Source organism: Methylobacterium sp. W2 (assembly GCF_020662345.1).
In the GTDB taxonomy this organism is placed as follows: domain Bacteria; phylum Pseudomonadota; class Alphaproteobacteria; order Rhizobiales; family Beijerinckiaceae; genus Methylobacterium.
In genome coordinates this window covers 1-16089 of the sequence record NZ_VMOA01000027.1, presented here as the reverse complement: position 1 = coordinate 16089, position 16089 = coordinate 1, and the positions used below count along the sequence as shown (strand labels likewise).

14 protein-coding genes and 4 pseudogenes are annotated in these 16089 nt (G+C 64.2%); 10 read left to right on the top strand and 8 right to left on the bottom strand.

What is annotated here, in order from left to right; all coding sequences use genetic code 11:
- Positions 1 to 2 precede the first annotated feature (2 nt).
- Positions 3 to 197 (bottom strand): annotated as a pseudogene (locus FPV16_RS15670) (integrase); the annotation flags it as partial.
- 673 nt (positions 198 to 870) lie between these two features.
- Here FPV16_RS15670 and FPV16_RS15665 point away from each other — a divergent pair.
- Positions 871 to 1557: a zinc metallopeptidase gene (locus tag FPV16_RS15665; RefSeq protein ID WP_227439324.1), complete on the top strand. Its 687-nt coding sequence runs from the start codon at positions 871 to 873 to the stop codon at positions 1555 to 1557.
- A gap of 150 nt (positions 1558 to 1707) precedes the next feature.
- Here the strand turns inward: FPV16_RS15665 and FPV16_RS15660 are convergent, their stop codons facing one another.
- On the bottom strand, positions 1708 to 2328 hold the full coding sequence (locus tag FPV16_RS15660; RefSeq protein WP_227439323.1) for a tyrosine-type recombinase/integrase: 621 nt from the start codon (positions 2326 to 2328) through the stop codon (positions 1708 to 1710).
- 197 nt (positions 2329 to 2525) lie between these two features.
- Positions 2526 to 3431, bottom strand: a complete 906-nt coding sequence (locus FPV16_RS15655; RefSeq protein WP_227439322.1) for a LysR family transcriptional regulator — start codon at positions 3429 to 3431, stop codon at positions 2526 to 2528.
- 99 nt (positions 3432 to 3530) lie between these two features.
- Between FPV16_RS15655 and FPV16_RS15650 the strand changes: the two genes are divergently transcribed.
- On the top strand, positions 3531 to 4157 hold the full coding sequence (locus FPV16_RS15650; protein WP_227439321.1) for a LysE family translocator: 627 nt from the start codon (positions 3531 to 3533) through the stop codon (positions 4155 to 4157).
- A gap of 176 nt (positions 4158 to 4333) precedes the next feature.
- Here FPV16_RS15650 and FPV16_RS15645 read toward each other — a convergent pair.
- Together FPV16_RS15645 and FPV16_RS15640 are read right to left on the bottom strand one after the other, a co-directional pair.
- A pseudogene (locus tag FPV16_RS15645) lies at positions 4334 to 4857 on the bottom strand (epimerase); the annotation flags it as partial.
- Positions 4848 to 5476: pseudogene (locus FPV16_RS15640) on the bottom strand (IS3 family transposase); the annotation flags it as partial. The pseudogenes FPV16_RS15645 and FPV16_RS15640, both read right to left, overlap by 10 nt.
- 224 nt (positions 5477 to 5700) lie before the next feature.
- On the opposite strand from FPV16_RS15640, the gene FPV16_RS15635 reads away from it, so the two are divergent.
- Both FPV16_RS15635 and FPV16_RS15630 read left to right on the top strand, forming a co-directional pair.
- Positions 5701 to 6444 carry an SDR family NAD(P)-dependent oxidoreductase gene (locus tag FPV16_RS15635; RefSeq protein WP_227439320.1) on the top strand — a complete coding sequence of 248 codons (744 nt, stop codon included), beginning with the start codon at positions 5701 to 5703 and terminating at the stop codon, positions 6442 to 6444.
- A gap of 27 nt (positions 6445 to 6471) precedes the next feature.
- Complete coding sequence (locus FPV16_RS15630; RefSeq protein WP_227439319.1) at positions 6472 to 6792, top strand: hypothetical protein; 321 nt, start codon at positions 6472 to 6474, stop codon at positions 6790 to 6792.
- Here the strand turns inward: FPV16_RS15630 and FPV16_RS15625 are convergent.
- Both FPV16_RS15625 and FPV16_RS15620 read right to left on the bottom strand, forming a co-directional pair.
- On the bottom strand, positions 6781 to 8172 hold the full coding sequence (locus FPV16_RS15625) for an MFS transporter (protein WP_264483875.1): 1392 nt from the start codon (positions 8170 to 8172) through the stop codon (positions 6781 to 6783). The two genes, FPV16_RS15630 and FPV16_RS15625, sit on opposite strands and share 12 nt — an antisense overlap.
- 81 nt (positions 8173 to 8253) lie before the next feature.
- Positions 8254 to 9000 (bottom strand): SDR family NAD(P)-dependent oxidoreductase, encoded by a 747-nt coding sequence (locus tag FPV16_RS15620; protein WP_227439317.1) that lies wholly within the window; start codon positions 8998 to 9000, stop codon positions 8254 to 8256.
- 168 nt (positions 9001 to 9168) lie between these two features.
- Here FPV16_RS15620 and FPV16_RS15615 point away from each other — a divergent pair, with 168 nt between their 5' ends.
- Positions 9169 to 10071, top strand: a complete 903-nt coding sequence (locus FPV16_RS15615) for an AraC family transcriptional regulator (RefSeq protein ID WP_227439316.1) — start codon at positions 9169 to 9171, stop codon at positions 10069 to 10071.
- 44 nt (positions 10072 to 10115) lie between these two features.
- On the opposite strand, the gene FPV16_RS15610 is transcribed toward FPV16_RS15615, so the two are convergent.
- Positions 10116 to 11105, bottom strand: a complete 990-nt coding sequence (locus FPV16_RS15610) for a saccharopine dehydrogenase NADP-binding domain-containing protein (protein ID WP_227439315.1) — start codon at positions 11103 to 11105, stop codon at positions 10116 to 10118.
- 175 nt (positions 11106 to 11280) lie between these two features.
- Here FPV16_RS15610 and FPV16_RS15605 point away from each other — a divergent pair, with 175 nt between their 5' ends.
- The 5 genes and pseudogenes from FPV16_RS15605 to FPV16_RS15585 form a co-directional block, all read left to right on the top strand.
- Positions 11281 to 12174: an AraC family transcriptional regulator gene (locus FPV16_RS15605; RefSeq protein ID WP_227439314.1), complete on the top strand. Its 894-nt coding sequence runs from the start codon at positions 11281 to 11283 to the stop codon at positions 12172 to 12174.
- Between the two features lie 454 nt (positions 12175 to 12628).
- A complete protein-coding gene (locus tag FPV16_RS15600; protein WP_227439313.1) occupies positions 12629 to 13372 on the top strand; it encodes a Crp/Fnr family transcriptional regulator in 744 nt (247 codons plus the stop codon).
- A gap of 424 nt (positions 13373 to 13796) precedes the next feature.
- The gene (locus FPV16_RS15595) at positions 13797 to 14549 is read left to right on the top strand and encodes a bacteriorhodopsin (RefSeq protein WP_227439312.1); all 753 of its coding nucleotides are present in this window, start codon (positions 13797 to 13799) and stop codon (positions 14547 to 14549) included.
- A gap of 110 nt (positions 14550 to 14659) precedes the next feature.
- Positions 14660 to 15490: a Brp/Blh family beta-carotene 15,15'-dioxygenase gene (locus FPV16_RS15590; protein WP_227439311.1), complete on the top strand. Its 831-nt coding sequence runs from the start codon at positions 14660 to 14662 to the stop codon at positions 15488 to 15490.
- A 481-nt stretch (positions 15491 to 15971) separates the two neighbouring features.
- A pseudogene (locus tag FPV16_RS15585) lies at positions 15972 to 16089 on the top strand (IS630 family transposase); the annotation flags it as partial.

Genomic DNA, 16089 nt, shown 5'->3' with positions numbered 1-16089 from the left:
CACACCGTGCTCTCAAGCTTGGTATGGCCGAGCAGCAGCTGGCAGGCTCGTAGGTTGCACGTTCGCCGGTAGATCAGCGCGACCTTCGTGTGGCGCTGGCTGTGCGTGCCGTGCCCTGCCGGGTTGATGCCAATCAGCGCCACCCACTCCTCGACGAGCCGGCCGTACTAGCGCGTCGTCAAATGCTTGGCCGAGCGCACGAACTGCATCTGTCCGAGCGCGTCGTGATGCCGGCCAACAACCTCAGTCTGATCTTTCACCGAGGACGCCGAGGCTCCACCGTCGACAGGGAGGCCGCGCTTTGACCGCCTCGCATCCGACCAACGCGGTCGTCGTCGGTGCGTCCGGCGGCATAGGCGGGGCCTTGGTCCGAGCGCTCACCGAGTGTTCGACCCACGCGCCAATCGTTGTGCTTTCTCGCTCGGGGGGGCTTAAGTCCCGCAGGGCGTCCGAACCCTTCCGATCGACCTGAGCGACGATTGCGGCGGCGGCGGCGGCGGCCAACCAAGCCGTTCATCATCGCTGCTGTGCGCCATAAGCGGACACCAGCACACCACCCGGCAGCAGACATTCATTCTCAGATGAGCGACCGTCCGGTGTCGACCGAGGCTATGTGAAAACGCGTTTCGGGCTGATGCAAGCAGAAGGATTTCCCGCAGGAACGCTCAAGGGTCGCGATCGCGTCCAACCGAGCTGATGTTTTTCAATCTGTCATGGAAGATTGCACTTCGGCGTGGCGAAGTGCCAACGTTTCTACACAGCCTGCACGCAGTCCGGTATTTGACGCTTGTGGCGCGATTGTCGGACGGTGAACATCTCGGGTAAGACGCCGCGCTTCCACGGCTACGGCCGCGTGCCTACATTACCCTTGTGCCCGTCCTCCTAGCGCTTGGCGCAATCCTCCTGTTCGTTCTGGTATTCGGCCCCCAATGGTGGGTGCGCCGGGTGATGCAGCAACACGCTACCGAGCGGCCGGACTTGCCCGGGACCGGCGGCGAACTCGCCCGCCATCTGCTCGACCTGGCACGGCTGGAGCACGTCCTCGTCGAGATCGCGCCTGCCGACCACTACGATCCGGTCGCGAACGTCGTGCGACTATCGCCAGAAAACCATGACGGCCGCTCGATCACGGCGGTCGCGGTTGCGGCGCACGAAGTCGCCCACGCGCTCCAGCACGCGGCGGGGGACCAGCTCCTTGCGGCGCGGGTGAGGTTCGCCCCGGTTGTGCAGGGCTTCGAGTTCGCCGCGGCCGTGGTGATGATGACCGCGCCCGTGGTGCTCGCCTTCGTCCATTCGCCCATCCTGCTCGCCCTGCAGGTGGGTATTGGCATCGCGCTCCTCGGCGTTCGCGTCCTGTTTCACTTTCTGACGCTGCCCGTTGAACTCGATGCGAGCTTTCGCCGGGCCCTGCCCATCCTGGAGACGGGTCGCTACCTCGACGCCAGCGACATGCCCGGTGCCCGCACCGTTCTGCGCGCCGCCGCTCTTACTTACGTGGCCTCGTCACTCGTTGCGCTCGTGAACATTGCCCGCTTTCGGCGGCTCCTCCCGTTCTAAAACCTTTGGGGCGAGCGCCGGATTTCCCAGTCGCGCTTACTGGGAAGCGCACCATCTCTTTCCGGTCAGACCTACTTCGCTGCTTGGCACCCTTATGGGCCGGCGGGGAACTGGGTGCGGCGGCCTGCGGGTAAGCCGCCGCGATGTTCGCTAAATGTCGGTCTGCTCGGACATGACCAATGCGTCGTCTGCCTCGATACCGAGGTAGCGCACCGTGCTCTCCATCTTGGTGTGGCCGAGCAGCAGCTGACAGGCACGTAGGTTGCCTGTCCGCCGGTAGATGAGTGCGACCTTCGTCCGACGCAGGCTGTGCGTGCCGTACCCCGCCGGGTCGAGGCCTATCAGCGCTACCCATTCGTCGACGAGCCGACCATACTGGCGCGTCGTCAGGTGCTCGCCCGGGCGGCTGCGACTCGGGAACAGCCAATCACTCGCACGAAGCCCCCGCAGCTTGAGCCAGGCAGACAGCGTCTCACGGGTGGTTTCGGTCAGCTCGAACAGGACGGGTCGGCCAGTTTTCTGCTGGACGATGGTGGTGTGCAGGCGGACGCCGTCGCCGAGGTGGACATCTGCCACGCGTAAGCGGACGAGGTCGCAGCCACGCAGCTTGCTGTCGATGGCAGTGTCGAACAGGGCGAGGTCGCGAGTGCGGCCCTCGTGCTGTAAGCGGGTGTGGATCGCGCAGATGTGCTTTGGCTTGAACGGCGGTTTGGGACCGATCAGGCGGCCAAGGTTCCACGGTCGGCGGGTGGTGTTGCTGGTTGAAGGCATGATGGAACTCCGGTTAAGGAGCCATCAGCATCTCACTACGATCCGCCGACGCTGCAGCTGCGCGCCATAAGCAGGAGTTAGCGGCGTGCCGAGAAGCAGACGTTCCGCATCCGACCCAACCACGCCATAGAAGCTTGTTGGGGCTTTCTCTAGAAGCGGACGTTCAGCGAGCCGAAGAAGGCCCCCTCAATTCGACACTACAGACTTCCCGTGATGTCCCGTCCAATCAGTTCGAGGACGGCATCGATCAGCGGGTTGTGATGCGCAGTGGACCAGACCAGCGCCGTAGCGACGATCTCGACCCGCTCTTCCAGTGGCCGAAAGACGACGCTCGATGGAGCCAGCTTTTCGGCCCTCGACGGCACAAGCGCGATCCCCTGGCCGCAGCCCACGAACGCGATCTGCGACGTGACGGAACGAACTTCATGGAGGATGCGGGGCGAGAAGCCTCCGGCGCGACAGGCCGCCAGCACCCGGTCGAAGTAGACCGGGCTCGAACGGCGCGCGAACATCGCGAAGTCCTCCTGCGCCAACAGGGTGAGGGGCACCTCGGCCATCGCCGTCAGGCGGTGCTCCTTTGGGAGGACCACCGCTAGCCGGTCCTGCGCCACCGGCCGCGACTGGATCGTTGGCCCGAGCACGCCCTCTAGCCGAGCGAAGGCGAGATCGATGTCGCCGGCTTCGAGGGCGGGGACGGCCTCGACGCTATCTATCTCCGTGATCGCGACCGTCAGGCCGGGATGCGCGGTCCGTAAGGCGGCGACCAGGGGTGGAATGTCCTCGACCAGCGCGGCGTTGATGGCGCCGATGGTCAGTGTCCCGGTCCGGCCTGCCACCGCCTCCCGGACGGCAAGTTCCAACCGCCCCGCCTGCTCCACGAACTTGCCCACGGCCGGGAGGATCGCTGCGCCCGCCGCCGTGAGCCGGACCCCACGACGGTCGCGCACGAACAGCGCGGCTCCCAGGGACTGCTCTAGGGCCTTGATCTGTTCAGTGAGCGGCGGTTGCGACATCCCCAGCCGCTGGGCCGCGCGCCCAAAGTGGCGCTCCTCCGCAACGGCCTGGAACAGCCAGAGGTGCCGAAGCAAACGGAAGTTGACCATCGGTGATAGGCTCAGCGGATCACAGGCATTCGATCTTCGTATTTTACCTATGGAAGCGGCGGTGAGAAGGAGTGGTGGACACGCTTTCGGCGAGAGACCATGCCCGACACTTCAACCCTCACGGCCTACCTCATCGTCATCCTTGGCTTGGCCGTAACGCCGGGGCCGAACATGATCTATCTGATCTCCCGCTCCATCGCCCAAGGGCGCACGGCTGGGATCGTCTCCCTCGGCGGCAGCGCCCTCGGCTTCGTCGTCTATATGGCCTGCGCCGCCTTCGGGATCACGGCGCTGCTGTTGGCCGTTCCGATGGCCTACGAGGCTCTACGGATCGCCGGGGCGGGATACTTGATGGTTCTCGCTTGGCAGGCGGTCCGGCCCGGAGGGCGTTCGCCGTTCCAGGTGAATGCACTGCCGAGCAGCGGACGGGGCAAGGTTCTGGCGATGGGGTTCGTGACCACGATGCTGAACCCGAAGGCGGCGCTCCTCTATCTCGCGCTCCTGCCGCAATTCGTGGTTCCGGAACACGGCAGCATCCTGTCGCAGACCTTGATCCTCGGAGCGATGCACATCGTCCTGAACCTCACCATCGGCGTCCTCATCGCCAGCACGGCCGGTGCCATCGCCTCGGGCTTGGCTAAGCGCCCCTCCTGGCTCTTGGCGCAACGCTGGCTCATGGGGAGCCTGCTCGCGGCCTTCTCGGTCAAGATGGTGTCGGCGGCTTAGCGCCAGTTACTGTGACCCTGCCTGCGTGCGTGTTATTGAACGGCCCATTACCTAAGCTGCGACGCGTAAGCGTACCAGCCAGAAACCACCCGACTTGGTCGTAAAGCGGACAGTCGAGACCCGACCTCGATCGGACGTTCGGGAGGTCCGTTTGCGGGCGTTCGATCGCAGCGACGTCAGAACACGGCGTGGTCTCCGCGCTCGGCAACCGCCTCGCCTCGGATCAAGCGAGCGTAATAGTCGAACAGTGTTTCCGACCCTGTAGAGGGGGGCGCACTCGCATCGTATCGCCCTGTCGCCGGGTCCAGGACAGCATGGACTCGGTGGCGTAGTAGCGCCCGATGCGCGCGAGCTCGGCCTTCGCTGCCAGTGCCGGCACCAACCGTCCTAGCGTTGCCAGAACAGCAATAATCACGTCCAGCATCACTACCGGGACATGGGTAAATCGCGGTTCTCGCTCAAGCAAGGCGAAGAGCCGCTCGCCCTGCGCCTTCGGTGTGACCGCTTCGCCCGGCCCGCCGATCGGGAGCACGCGATTGCGCCGGTCTGCGTTGTCGACGCAATCGGCAAGGTAGTTGCCCAGGTCGTCTTCGCTGATCGGCTTGCAGGCGGTCATCTTGCCGGTGCCGAAAACCAGGAATGGCTTGCCGCGTTTCACGCGGTCGATCTGGCCCGAGAGGGATTTGAAGAAGGCCGTCGGTCAGACGATCGTGTACAGGAGCCGTCGTTGTCCCAGATCCGCCCTCGCTTGGGCTGCTTGGCCGGCACTTTCAGCCCCTCACGCCGCCAAATGCGTTCGACGCGCTTGTCGTTGACGAACCACCCGGCCGCCTTCAGCAACGCACTGATCTTGCGGTAGCCGTAGCGCCCGTACTTCTCGGCCAAAGCCACGAGATCAGCCGTCAGCGCCTCTTCGTCGTCGCGGCCCCGCGGTACCTTGCGCTGTGTCGAGCGATGCTGTCCGAGCGCCCGACAGGCGCGGTGCTCGAAGACGGTCATCGTCAACATGATGTGCTCGACACAGGCGCGTCGGCGCGCGGGGCCCAGAAGCTTCCCCGGGACGCATCCTGCAAGATCAGCTTGTCGAGGGTGAGATCCGCAATCGCCTTTCGCAGCCGAGCGTTCTCGGTCTCCAGATCCTTCATCCGCCGAACCTGATCCGACTTCAGGCCGCCAAACTCACGCCCCCACCGGTAGTATGTCACTGAACTCACGCCGAGCGCGCGGATTGTATCGGCCACGCTCTGGCCCAGTGAGATCAGCACATCCGCCTGCCGTAGCTTGGCGACGATCTCCTCGGGCTTCGGGTGCTTTGCCATCTCGTCCGTCCTCCAGGCTCAAAAGCCATACCAAAGGGCGGACCACTTCAATGGGGGCTGATCAGTTTGCGGTCTGGCAGCTTCTGGGGTGAACACGTCGGATAGCTGCCATATGCTTGTCGCCACCGCTGAAGCAGGAATAGGCAACATCCGGGCAGGATCGGGAGCATCGCCTGAATGCACGTGCCTTTAGGAGGAGTGCACGAAATCAGGTGGAAACGAGCATGACAATCGCGATCATCACCGGCGGCAGCCGTGGCCTTGGCCGGAGCACTGCAATGCAATGCGCTGCTCGCGGCATAGGCGTCATCCTGACCTACAACAGCCATCCAAAGGGTGCCGACGGCGCCGTGCGAACAATCCAGTCCGGCGGCGGCGAGGCCGTTGCGTTGAAGCTGGACGTTGCCGACACCGGCTCGTTTCCGGCGTTCCGGGAGGCCGTGGCGGCGGCGCTTGCAGCGACCTGGGACCGGGATAGCTTCGACCACCTCGTCAACAATGCCGGATACGGGGCGTTCAACCCGATCACCTCGGTCACCGAGGCGGAGTTCGACGGGCTGTTCGCCGTCCATTTGAAGGGCCCGTTCTTCCTGACCCAGGCGTTGCTGCCGCTGATGGCAGACGGCGGCTCGATCGTGAACCTGACCAGCGCCACGACACGGGTCGCGACCGCCGGCGTGGCGCCCTATGCGGCGTTCAAGGGCGGTCTTGAGGTGCTGACCCGCTACATGGCCAAGGAGTTTGGCGAACGCCGCATCCGCGCCAACGCCGTGTCGCCCGGTGCCATCCGCACCGACCTCGGCGGTGGGCTGAACGACGAATTCGAAAGGCTCCTCGCCGGACAGACCGCACTCGGCCGGGTCGGCGAACCCGACGATATCGGCCGCGTCATCGCCAGCCTGTTATCGGACGATAGCGCCTGGATCAACGCGCAGACGATCGAGGTCGCTGGCGGCTACGTCATCTGATCCGCAGTGTCATTGAAAGATACAGACGTGTCCCAAGCCATCGAGATCACCACCTTTCGGCTCGCCAGCGGCCTGACCATCAACGAGTTTATCACGGCGAACTCGGACATCGATCCGTGGCTCCGGAAGCAACCCGGCTTCGTCTCCCGTCATATCTGCGAGCGCGACGACGGCTTCGTCGTCGACATGCTGGTGTGGGAGGCGGCTGAGGCCGGGCATCGCGCCGCGAACGGCGTGACGACCGAGATGGCCGCCTCGCCCGTTCACGCGTCGATCGATCAATCCACCGTGGAGTGGACGATCGCCACCGTCCGGCACAGTTTCAACTGTGATGGCTCAACCTGGTAGGAGGGCCGGCCGCACGATAGTGGTTTGCTCGACATTTCGCCACGCAACGATTGCTGCGACGCTCGCGATGATTGCCCCGCCGACGAACGCTGCTGGCAGGCCCGAAGCGAACCGGCCGGGGACAACGGCGAAGGCATAGATCGAGGTGATCGCCGCAATCCCAAGCGCCCCGCCGATCTGCTGGTCCATCTGCAGCAGGCCCGATGCGGTGCCAGCGTGCTCCTCCGGAACACCGTGCATGATGGCGACCGTGCCCGGTGCGAAGATCAGCGCGATACCTGCTGCATGGATCAGCAACGGGATAAGCACGCCCGGGAAATAGCGGCCGTGGTCGCCCAGCAAGGCGAATCCGACGAGGCTGACCGCGACGGTCAGGCTACCCGCAACCAGCAGGGCACGAGCGCCGAACCTGTCGATCATCTGCGGCGCGAACTTGCTTATCGCGTAAACAGTGACGGTGAGCGGCATATAACCGAGGCCGGCACCCAGCGGCGTCCAGCCGAGCACGCGCTGCAGATACTGCACCAGCATGAACAGCACAGCGAAATGCACGCCGACGATCAGTGCCATGGCGGCGAGGCCACCGAGGCGCGACCGGTCCTGCAACAGGCGCAAGTCTAACAAGGGCGCTGAGTGGCGCTTCTCGACCTGGAAGAAGGCGAGCGACAGCACGACCGCAACGCTGAAGGACAGCAGCGTGCCCGTAGCCGTCCAACCATGGTCCGCCGCGCTGATGAAGCCATAGACCAGCGCGACCGAGCCGATCGTCGCAGTTAGTGCACCGGCGGTGTCGAGACGCGCCGGCTTGGGGTGGGTCTCGGCCACAAGCCGACCGATCGCCGTCACCACGAGGAGGCCGACCGGTACGTTGATCAGCAGCGCCCAGCGCCACGAGAGAAAGTCGGTCAGCACACCGCCCAGGATCAGGCCGGCGGACGCGCCCATCGAGGAAACGGCGGTAAATAGCGACAGGCCGCGCGCCTTCTCCGCCTCGTCGCGCGCCATCACCATGACCAGTGCGAGGACGCTCGGGGCCGCCAGCGCGGCACCGACACCCTGGACGACGCGGGCCACGATCAGCAGCATGGGTGTCTGCGCCAGGCCACCGAGCAACGACGCAGCGACGAAGACGATCAGGCCCGTCCTGAACGCGCGGACCTGCCCGATCATGTCGCCCAGCCTCCCGCCGAGCAGCAGCAGGCCGCCGAACGCCAGGCCAAAGGCATTTGGCACCCACGTCAACTCCGCCGGGCTAAAGCCCAGGTCATGCTGGATACGTGGCAGCGCAACGACAACGATCAGGAAGTCCATCGCAAGCATGAGTTGCGCTGCAAGGACCACCCATAAGGTGAGCGTACGCCGTCGAGACGTGGTTGGCATAATTGTATTTCCAATGATCGAAGTTGTATTTCCAAGGTCGAGGCTGTTCAAACCCGGGGGCACTAGGCCCCCGGCCCTGGACTAGAGGCCGCGTGCGCCGCCGGTGACGCGGATGGATTCGCCGCTGACCCAATATGAGTCGTCGGAGGCGAGGAAGACCGCGACTGGGGCGATATCCTCGGGTTCGCCGACGCGGCCGAGTGGCGTCTCGGCGAGCAGTCGCTCGCGCAGTTCGCCGGCGAACTTGCCGTCCGTCGCTGGCGTGTTCGTGTAGCCCGGCATGATCGCGTTCACCCGGATCTTGCGCGGCCCGAGTTCGCGCGCCAGGCCATAGGTCAGGTTATCGACCGCGCCCTTGGTGGCGGAATAGACGCTGCCGCCGGCCGACGGGTGGGTGCTGAGGATCGAGCTGATGTTGACGATGCTGCCGCCGGCTTCGCCGAAATGCTTCGTCGCCTCGCGAACGCCTAGGAAATAGCCGAGCACGTTGACGTTGAACTGCTTGTGGAACGCCTCCTCGGTGAGGTCGGAGACCATCTCGAAGACTGCGACGCCGGCATTGTTGACGAGCACGTCGAGCTTGCCGTGATCGGCAACGACCGTGTTGAACAGGCGCACCACGTCGGCCGATTTTGACATATCCGCCTGCACCGCGACAGCCTTGCCACCGGCTGTTGCGATCGAAGTGACGACCGCATCGGCGCCCTCCTTGCTCGTTGCATAATTCACGATCACGGTGGCGCCCTCTGCGCCAAAGGCCTTGGCGATGCCGGCACCGATGCCGCTTGAGGCGCCGGTCACGATCGCAACTTTTCCGTTCAAACGCATTGGATAATCCTTTTCAATCAGCGACCTGATGCGAGAGACAAGGTGGCCTGCTCGTCGTCACGATATGGCAGCGGCTGGGGTGGGACCCATGCCTCCCCTTCTCGATCTTATGCCTAATCTTCTCACCCTTGCTTGTTTCAGCTGTCTAACGGTGCCAATTGGCGAGTTATGAAAAGCCAGATGGACGAGTTGCGCGGCATCGTGATGCGCGCTGGAAGCCGGTGGACGCCGACCGGCCTGCCTCGGGTGGCGATGGTGCGATCCGAGGGCTGTGCGGACCAGGTCTACGAGCCGATGCTGCATTTCGTCCTGCAGGGCTCGAAAAGCCTGTCGATCGGCGACCGGAACCTGCGCTTCGACGAGGCGACCTATTTCGTCGTCCCGGTTCATGTGCCCGCGACGGGAGGGGTCCAGTCGGACGGCGACGACCAGCCATACCTCGCCGTCAGCCTGGCGCTTGATCCGACGATTATCGCCAATTTGATCGCCGAGATGCACGAGACCGGCACGCCGAGTCCGACCGGCTTTGCCGTGTCCGCCGCGACGCCGGAGCTGATCGACGCCTGGCTACGCATGATGCGGTTGATCAATCGCCCGGCCGAAGCTCGAATGCTCGCCGCGACGATCGAGCGCGAGATCCTGTTTCGCGTCCTGATCGGCCCTCAGGGCGACAAGCTGCGCGAGGTCGCCTGCGCCGATAGCAAGCTGGCGCAGGTCAGGCCGGCGATCACCTGGCTCCGCGACCATTATGCGGAAGCGATCCGGAGCGAGCCGCTGGCGGCGATGACCGGCATGAGCGTCGCGGCGTTTTACCGGCACTTCAAGTCGGTGACGTCGATGGCCCCGATCCAGTACCAAAAGCAGCTTCGACTGCTCAAGGCACGGCGCCTGTTGCTGTTCGAGACCCATAATGTCGGGTCGATTGCCCATATGGTCGGCTATGAAAGCGCTTCGCAGTTCAGCCGCGAATATACGCGGCTGTTTGGCATGCCGCCCGGCCGGGACGCTGCACGGTTCAGGGTCGCGGCAACCGCTAACGACTATGTCCCGGTCCAGCAGGCTGTCGGCTAAGCGCCAGAGGGGCATAATGCCCCCGGCTGGCGCTCAGCGATCGGTTATAGATCCACGATCGTCGTGTCGGCTATCGTCTCCGCAAAACCGTCGCCGAACAGGCCGGCGGGTGTCTGGAAGCCGGGACGGGCCTCGCCGTTCAGCACGCGCCGAGCTGCCTCCGCTGCTGCGATCGCCGTGAATGTATAGCCGTTGACCGTGTTGAGGATCGAACGAACGATCGCGCCGTCCTCGCCGGTGACTTCGACCGCCGCATGGTAGGGACTGGCTTCAAGCTGGGCGGGCGTCGGCCCATCGGGCATCGCGGCAAGGTCGCCTTCCGGGAAGACGGTGTCGGTCAGATAGACGAAGGTATCGATGTTCGGGATTCTGGTCGCGCGCCAAATCGTGATGAGGTCCGGGAGGGTGACACCGAACGACGAAACCGGTCCGTCGCCGAAGTCGAAATCGCGAACCGCCCCGGCTTCGTGGTCGACCAGCGCGCCATCGACACGGTGTAGGAGCTTGGCGGTGACGTTCTCGCTGGCGGAGACTGCCGACCCGCGCGAGAACCCGCCCGCGACGTGCATCGCGATGCTCAGGCTGCGCGGCTTCGCGACGCGTTTCACGGCATGGGCGGCAAGCGATCCCAGCATTGCGACACTGCCACCACTGCCCGGCAGCAGCATCACGTCTGCGGCGGTCGCGGCCTGGTCGAGCTTCTCAGCCAGCTGGTAGCTGTCCAGCTCGGCCGCAATGTCGAGATAGTGGACCCTCGCGGCGATGCAGGCCTGCATAAGTGGTTCGGCGGTGCGCATGAACGGCCCGGCGGTGTTCAGCAGCACGCCAACGTCGTGGAGCGCGGCGTGTGCAGCAGAGATATCATGCACCGCAAACAGCCGATATTCGACGCCGAGCTCGGCCGCCAAGGCGACAAACTTTGCCTTGTCCTGCTCTCGGCCTGCTACGACGATCGCGAGGCCTGCCTTCTTCGCATTGGCAGCCGCCATCCGCCCCGTGTAGCCAGCGGCACCGTAGATCATCAACTTCTTCACGCTCGTAGCTCCGGTTCAAAAGGCCACCCGACACTGTATCCGTCGGGCTTCAGCACCTGCTGCCTGTCCCGTAGATAAGCCCGCGCCCGACCGCCTGCGCCCACGATCCTCTCCGAAACCTGCCTGATCCTGCTTGCCAGCTTTGACCGAGTGCGCGCCCGGGTTAACACGAGGCATGAGCATCAACCTCAGTGAGCTGCGACGCCTCGCTGCCAGAGCCCAGAACCGACCGACGATGACCGGCATTCCACGCGTTGCGATGGTTCAGGGCGAGATTCCCGAACACAGGCTCGCCGCCGTCTACAGCCCGATGATCAACCTAATCCTGACGGGCTCGAAGACTATGACGGTCGGCGAGCGCACCTTTCGCTACGATCAAGCAACCTATTTCGTGATGTCCGTCGACCTGCCCGCCGTCGGCGCCGTCCATCCGTCCGACGAAGGTGCCCCATACCTTGCGGTCAGCCTGACGCTAGAATCCGCGATCGTCGCGAACCTGCTTGCCGACCTGCCGAAACCGACCGGCGGCGGCTTGTACAGCTCTGGTTTCTCCGTCGCGCCCGTCACCGAAGAGTTGCTAGATGCCTGGGTCCGAATGCTCCGCCTGATGGACCGGCCCAACGATGTTCCTGCGCTTGCACCCGCCTATGAACGCGAGATCCTCTACCGCGTCTTGCAGGGACCGCTCGGCTGGATGCTGCGCGACATCGCCGCCCCCGGCGCTGCCCTGTCGCGCATCGGCGTGACGATCCGTTGGATCAGGGAGAACTTCACGACCCCGCTACGCGTCGAGGCGCTGGCATCAATGGCGGCCCTCAGTATCTCCGCCTTCCACCGCCACTTCAAGGCGGTGACCGCACTCAGCCCATTGCAATATCAGAAGCGGATTAGGCTGTTGCACGCCCGGTCGCTGCTGATCGCCGGGGAAGGCAACACGACCTCGGTTGCATTCGGTGTCGGCTACGAAAGCGCCACGCAGTTCAGCCGAGAATATGCCCGCTTCTTCGGACTGCCACCATCAAAGGACAGCCGCCGCATCGTACAGGCACTCCAATCAGAACCGGCTTAGCGGTGCTCAGGAACGACTGGTTTCAGGAAGCCCGAAATTTCTGAGCTACGTCCGACTGGGGTCGAGATCCGCCCGTCCGGTATACGGCTAAAATGGGTGGATCGCCGTCAGTCCACTTTGGGGGCACTGATCCATGGAAGCGGATATCATCAGTGAGCCTGCTCACGACCCCTTGCCGACACTCGGAAGGTTTGCTTGCAGGCTTTCGGTGAGGCAGAGTTTCAAGACTGGATCGGGGTATATTATTGCCAGTCTGCGTTTAGACGAAAATTTTTAGCTGAGCAGCCATTCGCCTTTTTTCGCCGCTCCACGTCGCCCCGTTAGAATTACTAATGTATGATGGTACCTGCGGCCAGTTATTGCTTTATATTGAAAAAATCGTCAGCCGTTCCGATACAGGTGCTGATGCCTGGGAGAGTCGCGCGCTTCCGCCTGCAATGTAAGGCGAAGCCACGTGGTCTCGAAGTCTTCCCATTTCCTACAACCGATGGTCACCAAGCTGGAGAGCATCTCCCCCCTCACGGAGGAGGAGCGCCAAGCCGTCGAGACCTTGCCCGTCAAGGCTCAAGCTATCAGAGCGGATCGCGACATTGTCCGCAATGGCGAAACGGCCACGCAGTGCTGCCTCATTCTCGAAGGCTGGGCCTGCCGCTACAAGATCATGGGCGAGGGTAAGCGCCAAATCTTCTCGTTCCATATCGGCGGTGACATCCCGGATCTTCAAAGTCTGCACATCCCACGGATGGATCACAGCCTCGCCACGATGACAGCTGCAACCGTGGCCTTCATCCCCCACGAGGCGATGCAGGATCTCACCTACCGCTTCCCACGCCTCGCCGCCGTGCTCTGGCGCGACACGCTGGTGGATGCAGGAATCTTCCGTGAATGGATGGCGTGTATGGGCCAGCGCTCGGCCTACGAGCATCTCGCCCACCTCTTCTGCGAGTTGTACCTCAAGCAGGAGGCTGTGGGGTTGGCCAGTGAGTACCGCTGTGCCCTGCCACTGACGCAGGCTGACCTTGGGGACGCCACCGGCATGTCGAGCGTGCACATTAACCGTACTCTGCAAGAGATGCGGGGCAACGGGCTCATTACCCTCCGTAGCAACACGCTGGTCATTCTAGCTTGGGATAAGCTTGTCCGCGCTGCTGAGTTTGACAAGGCCTACCTACACCTGCAGGAGCGATCAGCCGGATGAGCCCGAACGTCCCGCCGGTACGTAGATCATCAGCCTACCGAGGCCGTCGTCCATTCGACCGGTGAGGAGCCGGTGGCAAACGTCCGCTTCAGAAGAGATAGGCTAGGGTCCGCTCCCCAACCACCCCCGTCGTAGGGCGGACGGATAAATATCGACCCATCCTCGCCGTTCCAGCCATCTGCTTTCCCGCCTATGAAGCGACATTCAGAACACCGCTGAGTATCGAGCAAACTCGCTTTTGAGCATGCTTCACAGGTGTATCTAGTCGGACCCTGTCGCGCCGGCAGCGAACGCGACCTGAAGGTTCTGGGGTCGCGTGACTGTGATGGGCATCCCAAGCAACGATCGCAGTCGGTGAACTTTGTGCAGGAGTGCGGCCACGTTCGGGGCATGCTTTTTATCCTCCTGTACCGATGAGTTTTCGATGACGCCTCAATTCTGGCTTTGGCTCGGCTTCGCCGGCATGGCGGCAGGTGCCGCCGCGATCCTATTCATGGGCAAGCGACGGACACACGCCGAGGAGGCGGATACCATCATCCACGGGATCGTGCCGATCATCGCGGCCTGCTCCTACTTCGCAATGGCGACGGGGCAGGGAAGCCTTGTCCTGCCCGCCGGTCCCGACGCGGCGGACACCGCCCGCCAGTTCTATTTCGCCCGCTACATCGACTGGACCTTCACCACGCCTCTGCTGCTCCTGGGCCTCTCACGCACCGCGATGCATTCGGGGATGCGCCGGCCGGCCATCGTCTGGGGCCTGATCGGTTCCGACCTGATCATGATCGTGACCGCGCTGGCCTTCGGCCTCTCGACGGTTGCCTGGATCAAGTGGACTTGGTTCGCGATCTCCTGCGGCGCGTTCCTCGCCGTATTCTACGGAATTTTCGTGCAGCTGCGCGAGGAGAACGCCGCTGAGCGGGCCGACGTGCAGTCCGCCTTCCGGCGCAACGCCGTGTTCCTCACGGTGGTCTGGTGCATCTACCCCGTGGTGCTTCTCGTCGGCCAGGATGGCCTAGGGATCCTGTCGCCGGCGGTAGCCCTGGCGGTCGTCGCGCTCTCGGACCTGACCGCCAAGGTCGTTTACGGGATCATGGCTACGCGGGAAACGACACGAGCGGTCGACCGTGATCTAGCCGAGGGGCGTGCTACCACGACGCCGCTGCGCCGGGCGGCCTGACCCGGATGGCGGCTCGTGCGACCATTCCGGTCCTTGTGACCCCCGTTCGTGCGAGTCGCCGACGTCTGGGTTCGGCGGGAGCCGGGCCCCTGCTCCTGGCGGGGGCCCTCGTGGCGCTCGCCCTGGTCACCTCGGCCGCCTTGCCACGCCAAGCGTCCTGGCTTGTGGCCCTGGCAATCGTGATTGTCCTCGGCGTGCCACACGGCGCGCTCGATGGTGCCGTGGCGGCCCCCCTGCTGCGCCCGCGCTACGGCCGGGCGTGGTTCGGAATCTTCGCCGTTCCCTATCTCGGCCTCTCGGCCCTGGTCCTGCTCGCCTGGCAGGTCGCACCCTTGGTGACCCTGGCGGGCTTCCTTGCCTTGTCGGTCCTGCATTTCGGTGAGGAAGATGCCGGTCCGGGCCGGCCGTTCGAGGCCCTGGTGCGCGGCGGGCTGCCGATCGCGCTGCCGGCACTGCTGCGGCCCGAGGAGACCGCCGCGCTGTTCGCGGCCGTCACGCGGGTAACGATGGCGCATCTCCCCGGCTGGTGGATCGCTGCCGCTTGGCTCTGGCTCGCGATCGCTGCCGCGTGGGTGCTGATGCGCCGACACCGGGGCGCTGTACTGATTGAGATGGTCATCCTGGCGCTCGCCTTCCGGCTGCTGCCGCCGCTGACGGCCTTCACCTTGTACTTCGTCGGCCTTCACGCCCCTCGGCACATGCGCGCCCTGGTGCAAGACCCAACCCGGGCGCCGGGCATCGACACGATGCGCAAGGCTGTCTGCGCCTCGCTGCCGGTCTTCGGGCTTACGCTTGTTCTGGGCGCCGGTCTCTGGCCGCTCTACGCCGCCGACGCGAACGACCCCGCTGCCACCCTCCTGTGCCTCACCCTGCGAATGCTGTCGGCCCTGACGGTACCGCATGTACTCCTCGACCGGATTGTAGGCTGGTACGAGCATTAGCGGCCGATGCCGGTGACTGCATTGCCGATTAACAGACACGGCCTCGATTTGAAGGTCGGTCAATCATCAGCCGTGCACGTAAGCCGCTATTCCGCTTCCCACCCATCTAAGCCGTTCGTTATCGCCGCTGTGCGCCATGAACGGACATCAGCTGACCGCCCGGTAGCGGACATTCAGTGTCGGATGACCGTCGCCGTGTCGGCCCCTGGAGCGGGCCGCTCCTATGCGATCAGTTCTACCGAGCTATCAGCCGAACTGCGGGGACACGGAATGTCCTCTCCTCCCCTGGCGCTTCTGACAGCCAAACCACTTACGGCTGCGGGTGGGCCTGTGGCGTGGGAGCCATTTTTGGCTTGGCGGGCGTTGGCGGAGCCGGATCGGGTGGCGGGCTTGGCTTATACCAGCGAGCGCTGATGGTGACTCATGGGGTTTCGGATCGGCGGCGGATCTGATTCGATGCGGTGAACCGGGGAGGTTTGCCATGTCCGCAGCCGTGCCGCTTCGCGAAGACTTCAACGCCGACGCTCTGCGCCATCTGGCCAAGACGAGCCGGGATGCCGGGCAAAGCCGGCGTCTTCTGGCGCTGGCGACGATCTACG